The 19,174-nt window shown below is 36.3% G+C and carries 17 protein-coding genes; 5 read left to right on the forward strand and 12 right to left on the reverse strand.

The features are described 5' to 3' along the window. Positions 1–502: 502 nt before the first annotated feature. The 3 genes from DKG80_RS14720 to DKG80_RS14730 are packed head-to-tail and all read left to right on the forward strand — an operon-like array spanning position 503 to position 5,743. The gene (locus tag DKG80_RS14720; protein WP_162555907.1) at positions 503–2,656 is read left to right on the forward strand and encodes a methyl-accepting chemotaxis protein; all 2,154 of its coding nucleotides are present in this window, start codon (positions 503–505) and stop codon (positions 2,654–2,656) included. Positions 2,657–2,699: 43 nt separating this feature from the next. Then, the gene (locus DKG80_RS14725; RefSeq protein WP_109832129.1) at positions 2,700–3,191 is read left to right on the forward strand and encodes a YfiR family protein; all 492 of its coding nucleotides are present in this window, start codon (positions 2,700–2,702) and stop codon (positions 3,189–3,191) included. Positions 3,192–3,223: 32 nt separating this feature from the next. Next, positions 3,224–5,743, forward strand: coding sequence for a TonB-dependent receptor plug domain-containing protein (locus DKG80_RS14730; RefSeq protein ID WP_109832130.1), 2,520 nt, complete (start codon positions 3,224–3,226; stop codon positions 5,741–5,743). A 48-nt stretch (positions 5,744–5,791) separates the two neighbouring features. Here the strand turns inward: DKG80_RS14730 and DKG80_RS14735 are convergent, their stop codons facing one another. From DKG80_RS14735 to DKG80_RS14755, 5 genes are all read right to left on the reverse strand, one after another. Beyond that, positions 5,792–6,628, reverse strand: coding sequence for a PstS family phosphate ABC transporter substrate-binding protein (locus DKG80_RS14735; protein ID WP_109832131.1), 837 nt, complete (start codon positions 6,626–6,628; stop codon positions 5,792–5,794). A gap of 249 nt (positions 6,629–6,877) precedes the next feature. Continuing rightward, positions 6,878–7,522, reverse strand: a complete 645-nt coding sequence (locus DKG80_RS14740) for a hypothetical protein (RefSeq protein WP_109832132.1) — start codon at positions 7,520–7,522, stop codon at positions 6,878–6,880. A 34-nt stretch (positions 7,523–7,556) separates the two neighbouring features. Then, a complete protein-coding gene (proB, locus tag DKG80_RS14745; RefSeq protein WP_109832133.1) occupies positions 7,557–8,339 on the reverse strand; it encodes a glutamate 5-kinase in 783 nt (260 codons plus the stop codon). Beyond that, positions 8,323–9,513, reverse strand: a complete 1,191-nt coding sequence (locus DKG80_RS14750) for a glutamate-5-semialdehyde dehydrogenase (protein WP_109832134.1) — start codon at positions 9,511–9,513, stop codon at positions 8,323–8,325. The genes proB and DKG80_RS14750 overlap by 17 nt, the downstream gene beginning before the upstream one ends. Positions 9,514–9,962: 449 nt before the next feature. After that, a complete protein-coding gene (locus DKG80_RS14755; RefSeq protein ID WP_109832135.1) occupies positions 9,963–11,033 on the reverse strand; it encodes a M42 family metallopeptidase in 1,071 nt (356 codons plus the stop codon). Between the two features lie 148 nt (positions 11,034–11,181). Between DKG80_RS14755 and DKG80_RS14760 the strand changes: the two genes are divergently transcribed. Then, on the forward strand, positions 11,182–12,099 hold the full coding sequence (locus DKG80_RS14760) for a Ppx/GppA phosphatase family protein (RefSeq protein WP_109832136.1): 918 nt from the start codon (positions 11,182–11,184) through the stop codon (positions 12,097–12,099). 12 nt (positions 12,100–12,111) lie between these two features. Continuing rightward, positions 12,112–13,182 carry an Ldh family oxidoreductase gene (locus DKG80_RS14765; RefSeq protein ID WP_109832137.1) on the forward strand — a complete coding sequence of 357 codons (1,071 nt, stop codon included), beginning with the start codon at positions 12,112–12,114 and terminating at the stop codon, positions 13,180–13,182. Positions 13,183–13,471: 289 nt separating this feature from the next. Here DKG80_RS14765 and DKG80_RS14770 read toward each other — a convergent pair whose 3' ends face one another. The 7 genes from DKG80_RS14770 to DKG80_RS14800 all read right to left on the reverse strand — a co-directional run bounded on the left by DKG80_RS14770 (position 13,472) and on the right by DKG80_RS14800 (position 19,147). Beyond that, positions 13,472–14,053 carry a hypothetical protein gene (locus DKG80_RS14770; protein WP_162555909.1) on the reverse strand — a complete coding sequence of 194 codons (582 nt, stop codon included), beginning with the start codon at positions 14,051–14,053 and terminating at the stop codon, positions 13,472–13,474. A gap of 13 nt (positions 14,054–14,066) precedes the next feature. Next, on the reverse strand, positions 14,067–14,357 hold the full coding sequence (locus DKG80_RS14775; protein WP_109832139.1) for an FtsB family cell division protein: 291 nt from the start codon (positions 14,355–14,357) through the stop codon (positions 14,067–14,069). 78 nt (positions 14,358–14,435) lie between these two features. Continuing rightward, positions 14,436–14,918: a hypothetical protein gene (locus DKG80_RS14780; RefSeq protein WP_109832140.1), complete on the reverse strand. Its 483-nt coding sequence runs from the start codon at positions 14,916–14,918 to the stop codon at positions 14,436–14,438. A 170-nt stretch (positions 14,919–15,088) separates the two neighbouring features. Then, positions 15,089–16,366, reverse strand: coding sequence for a phosphopyruvate hydratase (gene eno / locus DKG80_RS14785; protein WP_109832141.1), 1,278 nt, complete (start codon positions 16,364–16,366; stop codon positions 15,089–15,091). Continuing rightward, entirely contained in the window at positions 16,363–17,469 is a 1,107-nt protein-coding gene (gene carA / locus DKG80_RS14790) for a glutamine-hydrolyzing carbamoyl-phosphate synthase small subunit (RefSeq protein WP_109832142.1), read from the reverse strand. Before carA ends, eno begins: the two co-directional genes overlap by 4 nt. Before the next feature lie 117 nt (positions 17,470–17,586). Continuing rightward, on the reverse strand, positions 17,587–18,153 hold the full coding sequence (gene rplQ / locus DKG80_RS14795) for a 50S ribosomal protein L17 (RefSeq protein ID WP_109832143.1): 567 nt from the start codon (positions 18,151–18,153) through the stop codon (positions 17,587–17,589). 4 nt (positions 18,154–18,157) lie between these two features. After that, positions 18,158–19,147 carry a DNA-directed RNA polymerase subunit alpha gene (locus DKG80_RS14800; RefSeq protein WP_109832144.1) on the reverse strand — a complete coding sequence of 330 codons (990 nt, stop codon included), beginning with the start codon at positions 19,145–19,147 and terminating at the stop codon, positions 18,158–18,160. Positions 19,148–19,174: the final 27 nt, after the last annotated feature.

A 19,174-nucleotide genomic window follows, 5' to 3' on the forward strand; every position in this document is an offset into this window, starting at 1 on the left:
TCACTAGAATCAATAGTCCTACTGTTTAGCAATTTATATTGACTTCTAATACTCAAACAAAGTAACTGTGCTGTACAAAAAATGTATATTTCACTATTAATAAAAACGAAAGAAAATCTGTTTTTTTAGGCCAATAGTTAGCAACTATATGCTCTTTCTAGATTAACTTCAACATTGATGATTATGAATGATTCTAAGTATGATATTGAATACAGCAATACAAAGCAAAAGCTTCTGGACGTTCGAGTATATTTATTATATTGACATCTAAATTGAGACAACAAGCAGCATTTTAACAAAAGCACATCAAGGCTTACCTTAGACTTTATTGTGAATTCGTCTATCGGATAAAAACTACGTAGTCTTTAGGAATAAACCCTATTGAATTTTTCGGTGAGATGCTTATTGTTTCCCAACTTAAAGGATAGAAACTTTGCACTAGTGATATATCTGGCCCATTAAAGAGTTCGGGTCGATAATGTTTACATCAAAAACCAAAAACATGGATTTTAAAAAATTCATTGCAACTGATAAGATTAGCCTTTCAATTAGTAAGAAAATTTTCTTAAGCTTCTCATTGTTAATTGCAGTAACAGTAATTATCGGAATTATTACAATATATAGACTATTTGATAGCTCTGATAAGCTCAATGTAATTTCGGAACAGGTTAATCCTACCCTGAGTAATTTAGATGAGTTTAAAACATTAGTAAAAGATGCTAAAACCTATGCTACTAACTGGGTATATGTAAGTAGATACGAGAAAGATAAAGAAAAGCTAAAAGCTATCCACGAAAAAAAATTCCCTCAAATCAGAGACTCATTGATGGCAATTGGAGACTCTCTAAATGCTTCAGTGGAGAAATACGCAAATATTCAAAGTCTTGTTCTTTCGTTCGAATCCGTATTGAATGATCAACAAACAATAATGACGAGTCTCAATAATGGACTTGCTTATGAGGATGCAATGACACTTTTCATATGTGAGGACTTAATTGAAAGTAGTATTATTCCCACATCTGATGAAATCATTATAAAACTGGATGCTGAAATTGAGAAAAAGAATATACTTTCTGAAGAGTTAAAAGAAGGCCTCGTAGGTTCCTTTGACACAGTTTGGAAAACTGTTTTGTTTTTAACTCTAATCGCCGTAGCAATTGCCGTTCTAATATCAATTTTCCTCTCTAGTAGTATAACAGCACCAATCAATGTAATTAGAGAGAAAATAGCTGAAATTAGTATAGGTAAGATTCCTGAAAAACTCGAAACCAGAGCTAAAGATGAAATTGGTCAGATGAGTAATGGTATCAATACATTAATTAATGCATTTAGTGCTTCTTCACAATTTGCAAGTGATATCGAAAAAGGTAACCTAGATAGTATCTTCAAAGCATTGAGTGATGATGACGTTCTTGGACATTCCCTTTTATCAATGAGAAATAACATGAAAGGTGTTATAGATGAGACTAATGAGGTGGTAAGAATGGCTAGTGATGAAGGTAACCTTGATGCTAGAATCAATATTGAGAATAAAGAAGGAGCATGGAAAGGTCTAAGTATTACAATCAATGAAATGCTTGAATCTATTGCTGTTCCAATTCTAGAAGTCAATGACATTGTAACGGCTATGGCTGATGGGGATCTTAGTAAAAAATACGACGGTAGTGCAAAAGGTCAAATTGGCGAGTTGGTAAACAACTTGAATATCGCTACGAATAATCTAAGTCAACTATTAACACAGATTGCACGAAGTGCTGACTCAGTTGATGACTCCTCAGTCGCTATGTTAAATGCAAGTGAAGAAATGAATTCTACAACTAGCGAAATTGCTTCCGCTATTAGTCAGATGAGTTCAGGAGCTCAAAATCAAGTAAATAAAGTAGAAGAGTCTTCTTCCCTAGTAGAAAAAATATTGAAGTCTTCAGCTGACATGGGTGATAAGGCTAAAAATATTCAGAATGCTGCTCAGGTAGGTGTGGAAAATAGTGAAAAAGGTAAGCAGATGGTTGACAACCTTGCAGTAAGCATGGAAGAAATATCTGACTACACAGACAAGACTACTGAGTCTATCAAAGTTTTAGCATTGCGTTCTGCTGAAATAACTAGAGTACTGAGTGTAATTACTGAAATAGCATCTCAAACAAACCTTCTAGCATTGAATGCAGCTATAGAAGCAGCACAAGCTGGTGATGCAGGTAGAGGATTTGCAGTCGTAGCGGAAGAAATTAGAAAACTAGCTGAGGATTCTAAACATTCAGCGCAAGAGATTGAGAAATTAGTAGATAGTGTAAAATCAGATACTGATCAAGCTACTCAAATGATGCAAAGCATGAATAAGAGTGTCCAAGACGGAGACAACGCATCCAAGTCTGCTTCTGCCACTTTCAATGAAATTGCTCTATCTAATAAGACTACACTTGAATTAAGTGAAGGAATAGTTTCAGCTACCCAGTCACAGACCTCTGATATGAATCAAGTTGTTTCTATTACCGAAAGTGTGGTAGTGATTGCTGAGCAAACTGCTGCCGGTACTGAAGAAATAGCTAGTTCGGCTAGTGAATTATCCGCAGGTATGGAAAATTACAATCAGAAGTCTGAGCAGCTAACGGGTATAGCAGCTTCTTTACGTACAGAAGTTCAAAACTTTAAATTGTAGTTATACTGATTTTTAAAAGAATACGTTCTTAGATAAGAGAATTATGAAAACAAGAAAGACTTTATTTATTATATGCTTTCTTTCAATCGTTAGCCTTTCGGCTTCTGCACAAGAAAGTAAATTCAAAGCGCTATTCATATACAAATTTGCAGAGTATATCGAATGGCCTTCAAGTCCATCAAAAATAGTAGTTGGAGTAGCGGGTAAATCTGATGTCTTCAATCAGTTGTCAACGTTTGCAGCTAGTAAGGATAATCTAGAAGTGAAAAATATTAGTAGTGCCAGTGATTCAAAAAGCTGTAACATTATCTTCTTACCCAATGCACAAAGTGGCCAATTAAATAGTTATGTATCAACTATTAATGGCAATAGCATACTTCTAGTAACTGAAAATAGTAAGCTAGTACCACAAGGAGCAGACATCGGGTTCTATTTAGAGCAAGGAAAATTGAGATTCCTTATCAATAAAGGTAGTATAGAGTCTAAAAAAATGGTTCCTAGTTCAAAACTACTAGCATTAGGAAAAGCAATATGATAAAATAATAGCAACACAAAAAACCAACTACCATGAACCCAATAAGATCATTAAAAGTAATGGTCTTGGCTTTTTGCTACTTAGTATTACCCCCACAAGCAATAGCTCAAGAGCTTTTTCCTCAAGATGACATACTCAGTATGTCTCTTGAGGATCTTATGAATATAGAGGTCACTTCTGTATCGAAAAAAGCAGAAAGACTCCAAGATGTAGCTTCCGCTATATATGTAGTAAATTCAGATGACATTAGACAGTCTGGTGCTACTACTCTTCATGAAATACTTCGAGATGTACCCGGATATTGGGGTACCCAAGATGAATACAATAGTGTTTATTCAGGAATCCGAGTATCTCAGCCTTATAATGCAGACCCCCAAACTGTTCTATACCTTTTAGATGGAACCCCGTTACAAGAGTTGATGGGACAGACTTTTTCTTTCATCAATTTTGATATCCCTTTAGATGAAATAGAAAGAATTGAAGTTATAAGTGGTTCTGGGGGAACAATTTACGGTGCCAATTCAGCTACGGGAGTGATAAGCATTTTCACTAAAGATCCCGATAAATATGATGGTATAAATGTAAGAGCTGAGGGAGCCACTCCAGGTTATGCCAATGCAACTATCAGGGCTGGAGGTAAAATCAATGATAAACTTGCAATATCTGGATATACAAAATACAGATACTTTTCAGGTTGGGAATCTTTGGCCGGTAAGTTCGAAGACGGTGCTAACAATGAAACATTAGGTGAGAATGGAACTGCTTTTACCAAGGACTTTAATAAGTCTATGTATTACAGTCTTGGATTGAAGGCAAACTACAACATTTCGTCCAAGGATAAGATTTCGTTTCGCTCTCATTTTAACGGACGTCAGAAAACGACTTACACTAATTCTCTAGGTAAAGAATTTTTATTTGAAAGAACAGATATTAAACATGAAAATGATATCAACGCCTCAAGATTTGTAGGAAATATAAGGTACGATCATAATTTCTCAGATAAGCATTCTTTCTTTTTAAGAGCTTCTACCAATATTGAAAATGACTTTTACAGATTGGCTGGAGGCATGGATATTTCTAATGCGATATATGACTTTGAAATTCAAGATAATATTTCTATTGGAGCTTTTAATGATCTGAGTTTTGGAGCGAATTATAGATTGGTCAACTTTGATATTCACAATATTGTAGCGCCAAATCAAATTCAATATTTAGACCCTAAAGCAAATGAGTCTTTGAAAGGAGCATTCATTCAGGACAAACTAAAACTTCTGGATGGTAAATTAAATTTTACGGCTGGGATAAAAGCAGAAAACTACTCTCTAGTCAATGATAAATATTACATCTCCCCAATGGCTAAAGTAGCTGGAATAGTTAATGAAAGATTTACGGTTTGGGGCGGATTCACACAATCATACACGACTCCAGGGTTTAATAATACTAATATTGACTGGTTCTTATTTCAATCAGCGTCTGACGAAACGTATGACTTAGTAATATATGATCAAATCTACAATCAAACCGCTACACAGGTTGCTGACCTAGTATTTTTAGATGCGTATAATACTGCAAGAAATGGAGGAGCATCTCAAGAAGAAGCAGTCAACTCAGCAAATGATTTTATTTCGAGTGATCTTGGTCAAAGCACAATAAAATCAAATACTGAAGCATATATTCAAAGCGAAGAAGGGCAGGCACTTTTGAATGGTACTACTCAGAATGTAAAAGATCAAACCTTGACTACGGCAGTTAAAAATGGTTCTAATACGACACCTACTCAATTTCAAACTTGGGAATTAGGATTCAAGGCTCAACTATACAGTCATTCTCAAGTAAATGCTACTCTATTTCATACCAATATTAGCGATGCAGTTTCTGCAAGTCCTGGAGATCCATTGGCATCTCAATTGAACCAACCCTCTATTACAAGACCAAATGAACAAGTAAACTATTACTTATATGGAAATTATATGAAAGGTGTAAATAAAGGAGTTGAATTAAGCGTTCAAGCATTTCCCAGAGAGGATATCGTGTATAAATTTTCTTACACTTATCAAACAACAGAATGGGAGTTACAAGACAATCCTGATTTTAGTAGTGATATTATTGAAAACACCGAAGAAGCTCCTGCAACTCCTTTTATGCCAGAGCATATTTTCAGATTTAGGTTAACTCAAAGTTTTGGTGATCACTTGACGTTCAATATTCAAACAATATATGCTAGCAAACACTTTTCTGAGTTAAACTATTTCTACGACAGACTTGAAAGATACGAAATGGTGGCAGAAAATGACTTGAGAGATTTAGACGCAGCTCTAGGTCTGGAAGAAAATCAAGGATATGACTTTACACCAGTAGCTGTAAATAACGATCGTTTCATTTTAAATGCTCGTGTAGAAAAACGTTTTCTAGATGGCAAACTCACGGCTTATGTTTTTGGGAATGATATTCTAAATGAGGGAAGAGTTATGAGAACCGACCAATTAAGAAATGTTACCTTAAGCCAAATAGGAGCTATGTATGGACTTGGTTTTAACTATCGTTTGAAATAACTGTGCGAACTGGTAGGGATAGTCACAAAATCCACAAAATAATTGCTCTCAATACATAGAAGAGGCCACTATCAAACCTTGCTCGTCAAGAATATCTTTACCTCTATTAGATCTAATATATGACAAGAAAGCTTTTACGTAGTCATTTTTATCTGATTTAAAATATATTCTTAGCGACCTTTTTAATGGATAATGCCCTTCGGATATTGTTCGAGTAGAAGGGTAAATAAACATTGAATCATCTATAGACTTAGTAGATGGTACTTTTACATCTTTGACATTCAAAGTCACATAGGCAAAACCAATGTAGCCTATGCTATTGGGGTCTGCATTGACTTTAGCAACTATTTCATTGTTCTTTTCCGCTACCAAAGCATAGTCAGGAATCGTATCTAGTCGAAAATGTTCCCTGAAGAACTTTTGCGTCCCTGAATTTTCGTCTCTTATAATGGGTTTAATAATACCCGGTCTACCGCCTATTTGTCCCCAATCTGTATAAGTACCGTCATATATGCCTGTTATTTGCTCATTAGTTAATTGATCTATGGGATTACTCTCATTGTTAATAATTATAATTCCATCATAAGCCACTATCATCTCATCAACACCATGACCTTTACCAAGAATATCATTGACGTCAAATGGATAGGAAGATAGTCCAATATCAGCTAAACCGTTTGCTACAGATGGCAATGCTGTTTTACTCCCTCCTCCTTCTAATTCTAACTTAATTGAATCTTGAATACTCTCAAAGTCATTCTTTAAAGCCTTAAAAGAACCAAACATCGATTCACTCCCTTTTAGCTTAACAGTAAATTTTTCTGACTTATTTGATTGACACCCTATCAAAATATATAGGGTAATTAATAGATATAAAACTCTCATTCTACTGACTAGTTAACTTGTATTATATGGAGTCTGAAACAGCATTCCAGTAATACAGGTAGGACAAGTTTCATAGCTTCCAATTTAACCGCAAAAGAAGACATTTAAGTAGACCGGATCGTCCCAGTACAGTTATGTATATGCTATGGATTTGTAAATTTTAGCCTTAATAATTGATAGACTATTGGCATAGAAACAAAAAAGACCACCTAATAGTGGTCTTTCTTTGAATAATATTTCTTGTATCAATCAGAGATTGATTCTATTTTCATGCAATGTATTAAGAGCAGTTTGAAGCTCTCTTTTGAGTTTAACTTGACTTTCCCTAGCCCTATCTCTGTGCTCGGCATATTCCGTTTCAAGACTATTATATGCTTTTTGAACTTTTTTAGTAACTACATTACTTCTCATGAACATAAGGTAAACGACTATCACAGCCACCGCTAGAGCTACTATAATACTCCATACTATTATTGTGTAGGCAATCTTACTCATATTCATTCCTATGAAGGAAATAGAATCGTTTAGGGACATACTTTCAGTAAGCTGTGTTTCTAATTCAGCAATTCTAGTATCTCTTGACTTCACATCTGCCTCAAGCTTAGCTACTTGCTCCAATCCACTTTTTATGCTTTGATCTTTCAATGCAAGTGTATCTGATACTACTTCCCAAAACTCCTTCAATTTCGGCATTTTCATCATGCGATACTCCTGCCACGTATTCGTTTCCTTATCGTAGAAAGTATTAAACTGATCTTGAATATTTTCCTGTCCCCAAGCAGTGGATAATGTTAAGACAAGAATGGTTGCCGCAAAAATTTTCTTAATAACTCCCATAACCATTTGAATGAAATAAAGTCTCAAAACCTTCACAAAAGTAGAACTAATTACCATGTGAACAAAAAACTAATAACTTGATCCTTTATTGTTAAGTTGGAATGAATTTAGTGAATGGAATATTTCCTTCCAAAGTCTTTCTGATAAAGAACTGATTGGCTCCATTTACTAAGTAGGTGGTCACACCCGCTTCAAAACAAATGCGTACAGCCGCTACTTTGGTAGTCATCCCTCCTGTACCTAGACCGTTATCGATTTCTTCAATATAATTAGACAAAGAATCTAGCTCGGTAATTTCAGGTATCAATTCTGCATCACTGTATTTCTTAGGGTTCTTATTGAAAAGTCCATCTATATCTGACGCTATAATTAACTTTTCGGCTCCAACTAATGCAGCGACTAATGCTGACAATTTATCATTGTCTCCTAGTACTAATTCCTCTACCGCTGTAGTATCATTTTCATTGATAATAGGAAAGTAGCCATGAGCTATCAACTCGTTAATTGTGTTCTTTGTATTAGCTCTTGATTCAGGGTTTTCAAAATCCTTGTATGTCATCAGACATTGAGCTACTGGTAAACCAAAATCTCCAAAGACCTCATTGAATACTTGCATTAGTTTTGGCTGACCTATTGCCGATAGCGCCTGTTTAGAGTCAACCATATTTCCCCAGCGATTGATATTTACATATTGCTTAGCCAAAGCGATAGCTCCTGAGGAAACTATAGTAATATCATAATCATCTCTCAACTCGACAATTTGACGAGCAATGTCTTCTATCTTCCCGCGAGAAATTCTGTCCGTACCAGCTGTCAGTGTAGAAGTACCTATTTTGATGACCAGACCTGGTCTATGCTTATCTGATTTGACCATCTCCTGATATGAACCATTTGTTAGTCACTAATTGACCTAAACCTACTGGGCCTCTAAAGTGTAGTTTTTGAGTACTGATTGCTATTTCCGCCCCAAAACCAAATTGTCCTCCATCAGTAAACCTTGAAGAAGCGTTGTGATATACAGCGGCACAATCCACTTCATTTTGAAATTGTACAGCTGACTCCTTATCTGAAGAAACGATAACTCCTGAATGCCCTCCTGAGTATTGATTAATTTTAACAATAGCTTCATCCATCGTATCCACTATTCCAAAGAGAATGTCTGCTGACAAAAACTCTTCTGCATACATCGACTTTTCTTTCATCGAAGTCACATTGTTAAACTGAGAAAAATACTCTCCATCTCCATGTATAACCAATTCCATTGCCTGAGCCGCAGTGATCACTTTAGCCATCCATTCATCTAGCCCAGCAATATTCTTATTGAACAACACCTTATCTATGGCATTGCAGACACTTAGGCGGCTCTTACCATTCAGAATCAAGTTCAATGCTTTGTCTAGGTCTGCATTTTCATGAACATAGATAAAGTTGTTACCTCTACCACTGATAATCAATGGAACCGCTGTATTGGTGCGTATATAGTTAATTAAACCATCTCCTCCTCTAGGGATAATCAAGTCAAGATTATACGGATTGTCGGCAAGTAATCTTTGGGTCTCCGTTCTATCTATATCTAGATAGGTAACAAAGTCCTCTGCTATTCCATTTTTAGATAAAGCTTCTTTCCATAGCTTTACTAAGAAAAGATTAGAGTTTCTAGCCTCTTTCCCTCCTTTTAGCATGATCTTATTGCCTGCCTTGAAAGCACTAATGGCTGCCTCTATCGTCACATCTGGACGAGACTCATAGATAATGAGAATTTTACCGAATGGTACTACACGATTTTCAACCTTCATTCCATTGGGGTGATCGTACTGGCTCAATACTACGCCTTGAGGATCTTCTAAATCGATCACTTCTTCGACTGCTGATACCATACCTTGGACTTTCTTTTCGTCAACCTTCAATCTGTCGACCAGCGTCAAGTCTAAATCACCCGCTTTGTCCAAATCAAGTTTGTTTTGTGCTATAATATCATCACTGTTACCAGCGATCAAACTAGCAAGGTCTTTCAAAACCTGATTCTTCTGTTCTGTGGTCAAAATCATATAACTATTGTATTTCTTTTAAAAGAAGTCTGCAAAGGTAAAACATAGATCGGAACATCTAATGACTGATATTCTGTGCTATTGATGATTTCTACCTAGAATAAATCATCAATAGGATGGTAGAATTGATTTTTTAGTGGAATAATTCATTCCTGACATGGTAGAACCGCCCCCTGGTACGGTAGAACTCATTCTGGCGTGGTAGAATTCATTGTCATCATGGTAGAACTTGTTCTTGGGTGGAATATGTTATTGTTCACACGGTAGAACCCATTAATATACTAGTAGAATCGATTCCTCACATGGTAGATATGATTCTTGTACGGAATAGATCAGTAGTTAAATGGTAGGGTTGATTCCTGATATGGTAGAACTAACTATTTATTTGTATAAAAAGTCATTACCTCAGTAGAAACCAACCCTATCAAGTTATTAGGATATCTAGCTACCTATTTTATGTATCTAAAATCATGTCCTGACTTTAATTGAACTAAAAAGTCATAAATCAAACTAATGACCCCTTCAATATCATCGTAGTGTGCTGTTTCTACAGTAGTATGCATGTATTTAAGAGGTAAAGAAATCAAAGCTGACGCTACACCGTCTCCAGAATATGCAAATGCGTCAGTATCTGTCCCTGTAGATCGCGAAGTGGCAGCTCTTTGATATGAATTCTCTGTAGTATCGGCCACAACAATTAACATGTTCAGTAAATTATTTTGAACAGCTGGGCCGAAAGTCAATACTGGGCCTTTTCCTGCTTTCTGATCTCCACTTTTCTTTTTGTCGTACATTGGTGAATGTGTATCATGACAAACGTCTGTAACGATAGCCACGTCAGGTTTTATTCTAGCTGCCATCATCTCTGCTCCTCTCAGCCCTATTTCTTCCTGAACTGCATTGACCACATACAATCCAAAAGGCAACTCAACTTCATTTTCTTTCAGTCGTCTTGCCACCTCTGCGATCATAAATCCTCCTATTCTATTGTCTAACGCTCTTCCACAAAGAAACTTTTCGTTCAGATCCATCAACTCGTCATCAAAGGTGATAACGTTCCCTACTTTAATTCCTAATTCTGTTACTTCATCTTTAGACTCACACCCTACATCAATAAAAATATTGTCTAATGATGGAGACTTTTCGTTATTCGCTTTTCTGACATGAATGGCTGGCCAACCGAAAACTCCTTTAACAATACCTTTGTCGGTAAATATATTGACTCGTTTAGATGGTGCTATTTGGTGGTCTGATCCACCATTTCTGATCACGTATATGTAGCCACTATCATCTATATAATTGACAAACCACGAGATTTCATCTGCATGAGCTTCAATTACCACTTTATATTCTGCCTTTGGGTTGATCACTGCCGCCGCCGAACCATAGATGTCGGTGATATACTCGTCAGAGTATTGTTTCATATAATCCAACCAAATTTGTTGCCCACCAGATTCAAACCCTGTTGGTGATGGGTTATTGAGGTATTCATACAAAAAGTCTTTACTCTGCTTATCCATAATTTATTGTTATATAATCTCAGAAAAATTCGTTCAAAGATAGTACGAGGCTTTCATACGAAAAGGCTATTTATTTCGTCAAATAAATAAGGCTTCGGAAAGCAATCATGAGAGGAGAATTGATAAATTAGCGCAATTTTAAAAGCATATGAAGGTAGGTGTCATTGATATGGGAACTAATACTTTTCACTTGCTGATTACTGAAAAGAATGATTTCAACTCGGTTTATCACAAGGAAAAGGTAGCTGTTCGAATAGGTAAAGGAGGAATCTCTGATGGAATCATAGCTGATGATGCCGTGGCTAGAGCTATCAATACGCTTTCGGACTTCAAGCAGACATTGCAAGACTTAGAGGTAGAGGAAGTTTATGTAACTGCAACTAGTGCTGTTAGAAGTGCGAAGAATCAAGCCGATTTTATAAAAATTGTAAAGGAAGAAACCGGTTTCGAAATCAATGTTTTGTCTGGAGAAGAAGAAGCGTTTTTAATCCATCAAGGAGTGAAGCAATGTATCGACTTTGACCATGAGACGGGATTGATTGTAGATATAGGTGGTGGTAGTATTGAGTTTATTATCGCGGATGAGCTCGATGTGAAGTGGCTTAAGAGCTATGAAATCGGGGGACAGAGGTTAATCGATGAGTATCATAAGTCAGACCCAATTCTTCCAGAAGAAATATCAAACCTGCAGAAGTATCTGCATTCAGTTTTGCAGGAGGTTTTCGAAGAGTGTAAGAAACATAATGCTCAATACTTAATTGGTTCTTCGGGATCATTCGACACTTTCTGGGATATTCACAATAAAGGAGTTTCTACTGCAGAAGACAAGCCTATTTTAACAGGAGATGAATTTCAAAGTATCTATGATCTAATGATCACTAAGGACAAAACAAGTAGACTTGAAATCCCAGGAATGATTAGAATGCGTGTCGACATGATAGTTGGGGCAGCTATAGTAACCAAAACTATTCTTGATGAATGTAGCTTTGACCTTATCAAAATATCTTCCTATGCTTTGAAAGAAGGTGTATTGGCCTTCGGTTTACCCAATAGGAAACAAGCATAACCCTACATTAATATGTATTCATACGATCAACTCTTCAACTTTTCGAAGGAAGTATTTATAGCTATGGGACACAGTGAAGAGATGTCTCTTTCAGCTGCTAAAGTTCTAATCAGTGCAGACCTTAGAGGTGTCGACTCTCATGGAATAGCTCGACTCAAGGGGTACGTGAGACTATGGGAGGTCGATCGAATAAATGCTCAGCCAAAGATCAAAGTAGTTCATGAAACACCTTCTACTGCTGTGGTAGATGCTGACGGAGCTCTTGGACTAATAGCTGGTCCTGAGGCTATGAAAATCGCGATGGAAAAGGCCGAAAATGTTGGCACCGGTTGGGTGAGCGTCAAAAACTCAAATCATTATGGCATTGCTGGCTATCATTCTATGATGGCTCTTGATAAAGATATGATTGGTATTTCGATGACGAATGCTAGTCCGCTAGTAGCTCCTACTTTTTCCAAAGAAAGAATGCTAGGTACGAACCCTATTTCTGTTGCAATTCCTGCTGACAAACAACCTCCATTCGTTGCTGATATGGCAACAACTACTGCTGCTAATGGTAAACTGGAAGTTCTTCAGAGAAAGAATGAAGAAGCTCCATTAGGTTGGGTTCAAGACAAGGAAGGTAAGCCTACAACTAACGCTAAGGGTGTACAAGAAGGAGGTGCATTATTACCACTAGGAGGCGATAGAGATCATGCCTCTCACAAAGGTTATATCTTAGGCTCTATTGTAGATATTTTCTCTTCTGTATTGTCTGGAGCTAATTACGGGCCTTGGGTTCCTCCGTTTGTTAGTTTTATTGATCCATTACCAAACCTAGTAGGCGAAGGGCTTGGGCATTTCTTTGGCGCTATGAGAGTGGATGCCTTTAGACCTAAGGAAGAGTTTCTTGGTCATATGGACAACTGGATTGAAAGGTTTCGAAATGCTGAACCTGTTAATTCAGGAGTAAAAGTTCAAATACCTGGAGACTATGAACGTGGTATGGAAGCTGAAAGGTCCCAAAAAGGTATTAAACTACTTGATCCAGTGATTGAAGATTTGAAAGGGCTAGGAGATAAATTTGGAATTAAATTTCTATAATAGTCGAGCTACTCAGTTACATGTTTGCCCTATTATCAGGGCAAATATTAGATGAAGACCAACTAATTATACGAAACAAAATAGGCAAAAAGCAAAAAAATCTCTCACCCAAGTCTGTTGAATATCTACTGGTATTTTATAAGAATTCAAATCAAGGATCAATAAATGAAGCTTAGCGACCCAGAAGCATCAGATATTTTCGAGATTTTGAAACTACTGGATCAAGGAGTAGCGAATCAAAACCAAAAGACTATAGTGACTGCCACTAAGCATACAAAAATGCTCACTATTAAAAGCCTACCATCAAACCCGCACTAAAGACATAAGGCGATGTATATGGTCCATTGTCGCGATAAGTTCCATCATCGTCATAATTAAGGTTATACAGTAGCTGAATAAACACTCCGATATTACCCTTTTTTTGAAGAATCCCCCCTCCTAAAAGAAAAGCATCGTAATTCAATTTTTCATTAACAAAACCGGAATATTGAATACTCATAAATTCATACTGAGCAGCTGCGAAAAGAGGTCCAATAAGGATATATCTACTAAATAAATTCCCTCCCCAAGTATCTGACCTAAGATCAGGAGTTGACGGAATATCCGACTCTATCTTAGTATAAATATAATTTGCTCCTACGCCAGCTGATAACCTCTCCGTCACCTTATATCCTACTGTAAGTCCTACATTGACATAGGCTCCTCCAGCTCCAAAGGACAAACCTAAACCAGGTTGGACAAAGACCTTATCTAGCCAATCTCCTTGTCCAGTACTCTTTTTATTTGATTGACCCTTATAATTCTCTTTATACTGACCAAAACAAAAAGTAGAACTCAAAAAAAATAACGCAATTAATACGGGCTGTTTCATATGAATTCTTTGTTTATTCCTCAAGAATGACAAAAACATCTTCATTGTCTTTTTTCATGTAGTATTTTTCACGAGCAAACTTTTCGAGCTTGTCTTTATCTTTCAACAAAGCCTCTCGATCTTGTTCTACTTCCTTGACCTTATCCTGATAGTATTTTTTTTCTTGCTCCAGTTCAATCAGCTTACTTCGAAGCTGGTATTGAGAATAAAAATCATTCGAGTCAAAAAAAAGCATCCAGAATAGGAATCCAACACCAACGATCAAATAGAAATTAGTAGGTATTTTAATTTTTGGCTTGAACATAGTTAGAAACCTTATTTTTATAATACAAAATCACGAATCGTTTTAATCAATCACAAAAGAGAGATGAAGAAAAACTAACTAATAGTCATCCCCATTTTCCTCTTGCTCTTTCATTAAAGCATCAATGTCTAAATATTTATCCTTGACAGCAACCACTTCTTTATCAGAGAAATTCATTTCACCGTAAATAGATTTTAACTGCTGCCTAGTTACTGCCTGATACTCTTCTGGTATATTTTTAAGCTCTTCCTCCATTCTTAGAGACATATAGATATATGTAATCCGCATCATCTTGGTAATAGCTTCCGTATTATCAAAACCATACTTTTTAGCAATAGCATAAGCTTGTTGATTAGACTTTATCGATGCCAAAATATCTGTTGGTTTAGCACTCTTAAAATCACCCTGATATTCATAATCTATGTTCTTAGATTCATTCATCATACCGCGATAATTCTTCAACCAGGTGGCGACATCAGCTGAATTTACCTTAACCTCCTGAGCCTGTGTATTAATAATTACACTAAATATTATACTAATTACAATTAGAATATTTTTCATTTTAATATTTTCAGGTGAAATAATACACTAAAAGTAACAAGATATATTTAATGATCTATTGACCTTAAAGCATTTGTCAATTGATATCAATTTCGCAATTCACTAAAACCCTATACTAAAAAAGCTGTCTAAATAATTAGACAGCTTTTTAACATTATTTGATTCTTGGTTTACTTACTAGGGTACTTAGCTATTTCTCCTAGCTCTTCTTCAATTCTTAGTAATTGGTTGTATTTAGCCATTCTATCAGATCTAGAAAGAGATCCAGTCTTGATTTGTCCAGCATTAGTAGCCACTGCAATATCAGCAATTGTAGCATCTTCTGTTTCACCAGATCTATGAGAAACTACAGCAGTGAAACCTGCCTTGTGTGCCATCTCAATTGCGTCTAGAGTCTCAGAAAGAGAACCAATTTGATTGACTTTAATCAAAATTGAGTTTGCAGACTTCTCTTCTATACCTCTTTGAAGGAATTTCACATTAGTTACAAAAAGATCATCTCCTACAAGCTGGCACTTGTCACCAATTTTCTCAGTTAACATTGCCCAAGTAGACCAATCCTCTTCTGCACAACCATCTTCGATAGAATCAATTGGATACTTTTCTACCAACTCAGCCAAGTAATCAACTTGCGCTTGAGCATCTCTTACCTTACCATTTGGTCCTTCAAACTTAGAGTAGTCGTATTTACCATCAACATAGAATTCTGAAGAAGCACAGTCAAGACCGATAGTGATTTGTTCACCTGGTTTGTATCCAGCTGCCTCAATTGCTTTAATTACGCTATCAAGAGCCTCTTCTGTACCACCTGTAAACGCAGGAGCAAACCCTCCTTCATCACCTACTGCAGTACTCAATCCTTTTTCCTTCAAAATTTTCTTCAAAGCATGGAAAGTTTCTGCCCCCATTTGCATAGCCTGTGAGAAAGTCTCAGCCCCTACAGGTCTAATCATGAACTCTTGAAAAGCTATAGTAGCATCTGAATGAGATCCACCATTTATGATGTTCATCATTGGAACAGGCAGCGTATAGGCATTAGTTCCTCCAATGTATCTGAATAATGGCAATCCTAACTCTTCAGCTGCTGCTTTAGCTACTGCTAAAGAAACACCTAATATTGCGTTAGCTCCTAGCTTAGATTTAGTGTCAGTACCGTCCAAGTTGATCATTAGTTGGTCAATATATCTCTGATCAAAAACAGATAGACCGATCAATTCGTTTTGGATAGTAGTGTTTACGTTTTCAACAGCTTTCAAAACTCCTTTACCAAGGTAGGTTCCTTTATCAGCGTCTCTAAGCTCTACAGCTTCGTTTACCCCAGTAGAAGCACCTGAAGGAACAGCAGCTCTACCTAGAACACCGCTCTCAGTTACAACATCCACTTCAACTGTTGGATTTCCTCTTGAATCCAGTATTTGTCTTGCAAATACACTTTCGATCAAACTCATGACTTGTGTTTTTTAATTAGTTCAATAAAATCGTCAAAAAGGTATCTAGAATCATGTGGTCCTGGAGAAGCTTCTGGGTGGTGTTGCACCGAGAAAACTGGCTTATCCTTCATACGAATTCCAGCTACCGTATTATCATTAAGATTAATATGGGTAAGCTCTACATTATCTGATTTTTCGAGAGATTCTGAATCAACAGCGAAACCGTGATTTTGTGAAGTCACCTCGCTTAATCCTGTTATAATGTTTTTAACTGGATGATTTAGACCACGATGTCCATGATGCATTTTGAAGGTAGAAATACCATTTGCTAAAGCGATTACTTGATGCCCCAAACAAATACCGAAAGTAGGCTTACCTTCATTAATTATCTGTTTTACTGTATCTATTGCGTAATCCATAGCTGAAGGATCTCCAGGGCCATTTGAAATAAAATAGCCATCTGGATTCCAGTCTTTTAATACATCAATAGCAGTTTTTGCTGGAAACACTTTTAAATGACAATCTCTACTCACCATATTTGATAGTATAGATTTTTTAACCCCTATATCCAGTACTGCTACTTTATATTGATTTCCTTCTCCTAGTTCATAAACACTTTCAGTGGTAACTTTAGAAGCAAGTTCTAAATGATCCATACTAGGAACTTCGTTTAGCTTCTTTAGCAATTCATCTTTGCCATCAATCTGAGACGTTATAATTGCATTTTGAGCCCCTGAAGTTCTAACATGTTTTACTAGTTTACGTGTATCCACACCAGCAATTCCGACTACTCCATGCTTAAGCAAGTAATCATCTAACGTTGACTCTGCTTTATCTCTACTATGAATCTCTGAAAATTCATTAATTACAATTCCATTTACTTGAGGATGTTCAGATTCTTGTTCTAAATCCAAAGAACCATAATTACCTATATGAGAATTTGTAGTTATTACAATCTGACCAAAATAAGAAGGGTCTGTATATATTTCCTGATATCCAGTCATCCCTGTATTAAAACAGATTTCTCCACCACTAGTACCTTCACTACCAATAGAAAAACCTTCCAAATACATTCCGTCTGCTAATAAAAGATATGCCTTCTTTCTGTCTTTAATTTTCATACTTCTCAGTTGAGGGTGGGGTGAATTTTCCCCGCAAATTTGAATAAAAGTTACGATATAAAAAAAGCCATCTCGATTACAATCGAGATGGCTTCAATATGTTACTAATCAGTATAATTACTGCTTATCTTCTTTTTCAGAATCAGTACTTGCATCATTATCAGAAGATTCTTCTGATTCAATTTTAGCCTCTTCTGATTCTACTTCCTTAATAACTTCAGCCTCTTCTACTACTGAAGAAGCTTCAACAGCTTCAGCCTTCTTTCCGCCTCTTCTACTTCTTCTCGTCTTAGTTTTAGCAGGAGCTGCTTCTTGAAGCAATAACTCATTGAAGTCAACAAGTTCCATAACAACCATTTCTGCATTATCACCTTGTCTAGTTCCAGTTTTAAATATTCTAGTATATCCACCCGGTCTAGTGGCTACTTTCTCCGCTACTTCACCAAAAAGTGTGGTTACAGATTCCTTATTCTGAAGGTATGAAAATACAACTCTCCTTGAGTGTGTAGTATCAGCCTTAGCCTTAGTTATAATTGGCTCTACGTATTTCTTCAATGCTTTTGCCTTCGCTACTGTCGTAGTGATTCTTTTATTCAAAATCAATGAAGACGCCATATTCGATAGCATAGCACCTCTATGAGATGCAGTTCTACCTAAATGATTAAATTTCTTCCCGTGTCTCATTATTTTACTCCTCGTCTAGTTTGTATTTTGACAAATCCATGCCAAAAGTCAAATTCTTATCTGCCACCAACTGCTCAAGTTCAGCTAACGATTTCTTTCCGAAATTTCTAAATTTCATCATATCTGAAATCTCTAACCTTACAAGATCACCTAAAGTAGCCACATCTGCAGCCTTCAAACAATTATAAGCTCTTACGGAAAGATCTAAATCATTTAATCCTGTTTTTAGAAGCTTTCTCATGTGCAATAATTCTTCATCTACAGCTTCTGGTTCTCCAGTATCTAATGAATCTAAAATCATTGTTTGATCAGAGAACAACATAAAGTGCTGGATCAAAATATTAGCAGCACCTTTAAGAGCGTTTTCTGGATGAATCGACCCATCAGTTTCGATATCCAACAGTAACTGCTCATAATCCGTCTTTTGCTCAACTCTTGTATTTTCAACAGAAAACTTCACATTTTTTATTGGAGTGAAGATGGCATCAATCGGAATAAAGCCAAAAATTTGCTCTTCTGGTTTATTTTCCTCTGCTGTCACATATCCTCTACCTTTTTCGATTGTCAATTCAATCTCAAAATTTACAGATTCATCCAAATTACATATTACATGATCTGGATTTAGAATCTCAAAAGTAGAGGTAGCACCACTGATATCCCCAGCCTTGAATTCCTTCTGACCAGAAACGCTCACTACTATTTTGCTATCTACTGTATCCGCTACCTTCTTGAAACGAACCATCTTAAGGTTCAGAATGATCTCAGACACATCTTCAACTACACCTTCAATAGTAGAAAACTCATGCAATACCCCAGGGATTTTTATACCAGTAATGGCATATCCCTCTAATGAAGACAACAATATTCTTCTTAATGCATTACCTACAGTTACACCGTAGCCCTGCTCTAATGGTTTGAAAGTAAATAAGCCATGAAAGTCATCAGCTTTCTCCATAACCACCTTCTCAGGCATTTGAAATGCTAGTATTGACATAATAATTCCTTTATTAAAAAAATTAAT

Origin of the sequence: Reichenbachiella versicolor (assembly GCF_003171675.1) — a bacterium.
Lineage (GTDB): Bacteria > Bacteroidota > Bacteroidia > Cytophagales > Cyclobacteriaceae > Reichenbachiella > Reichenbachiella versicolor.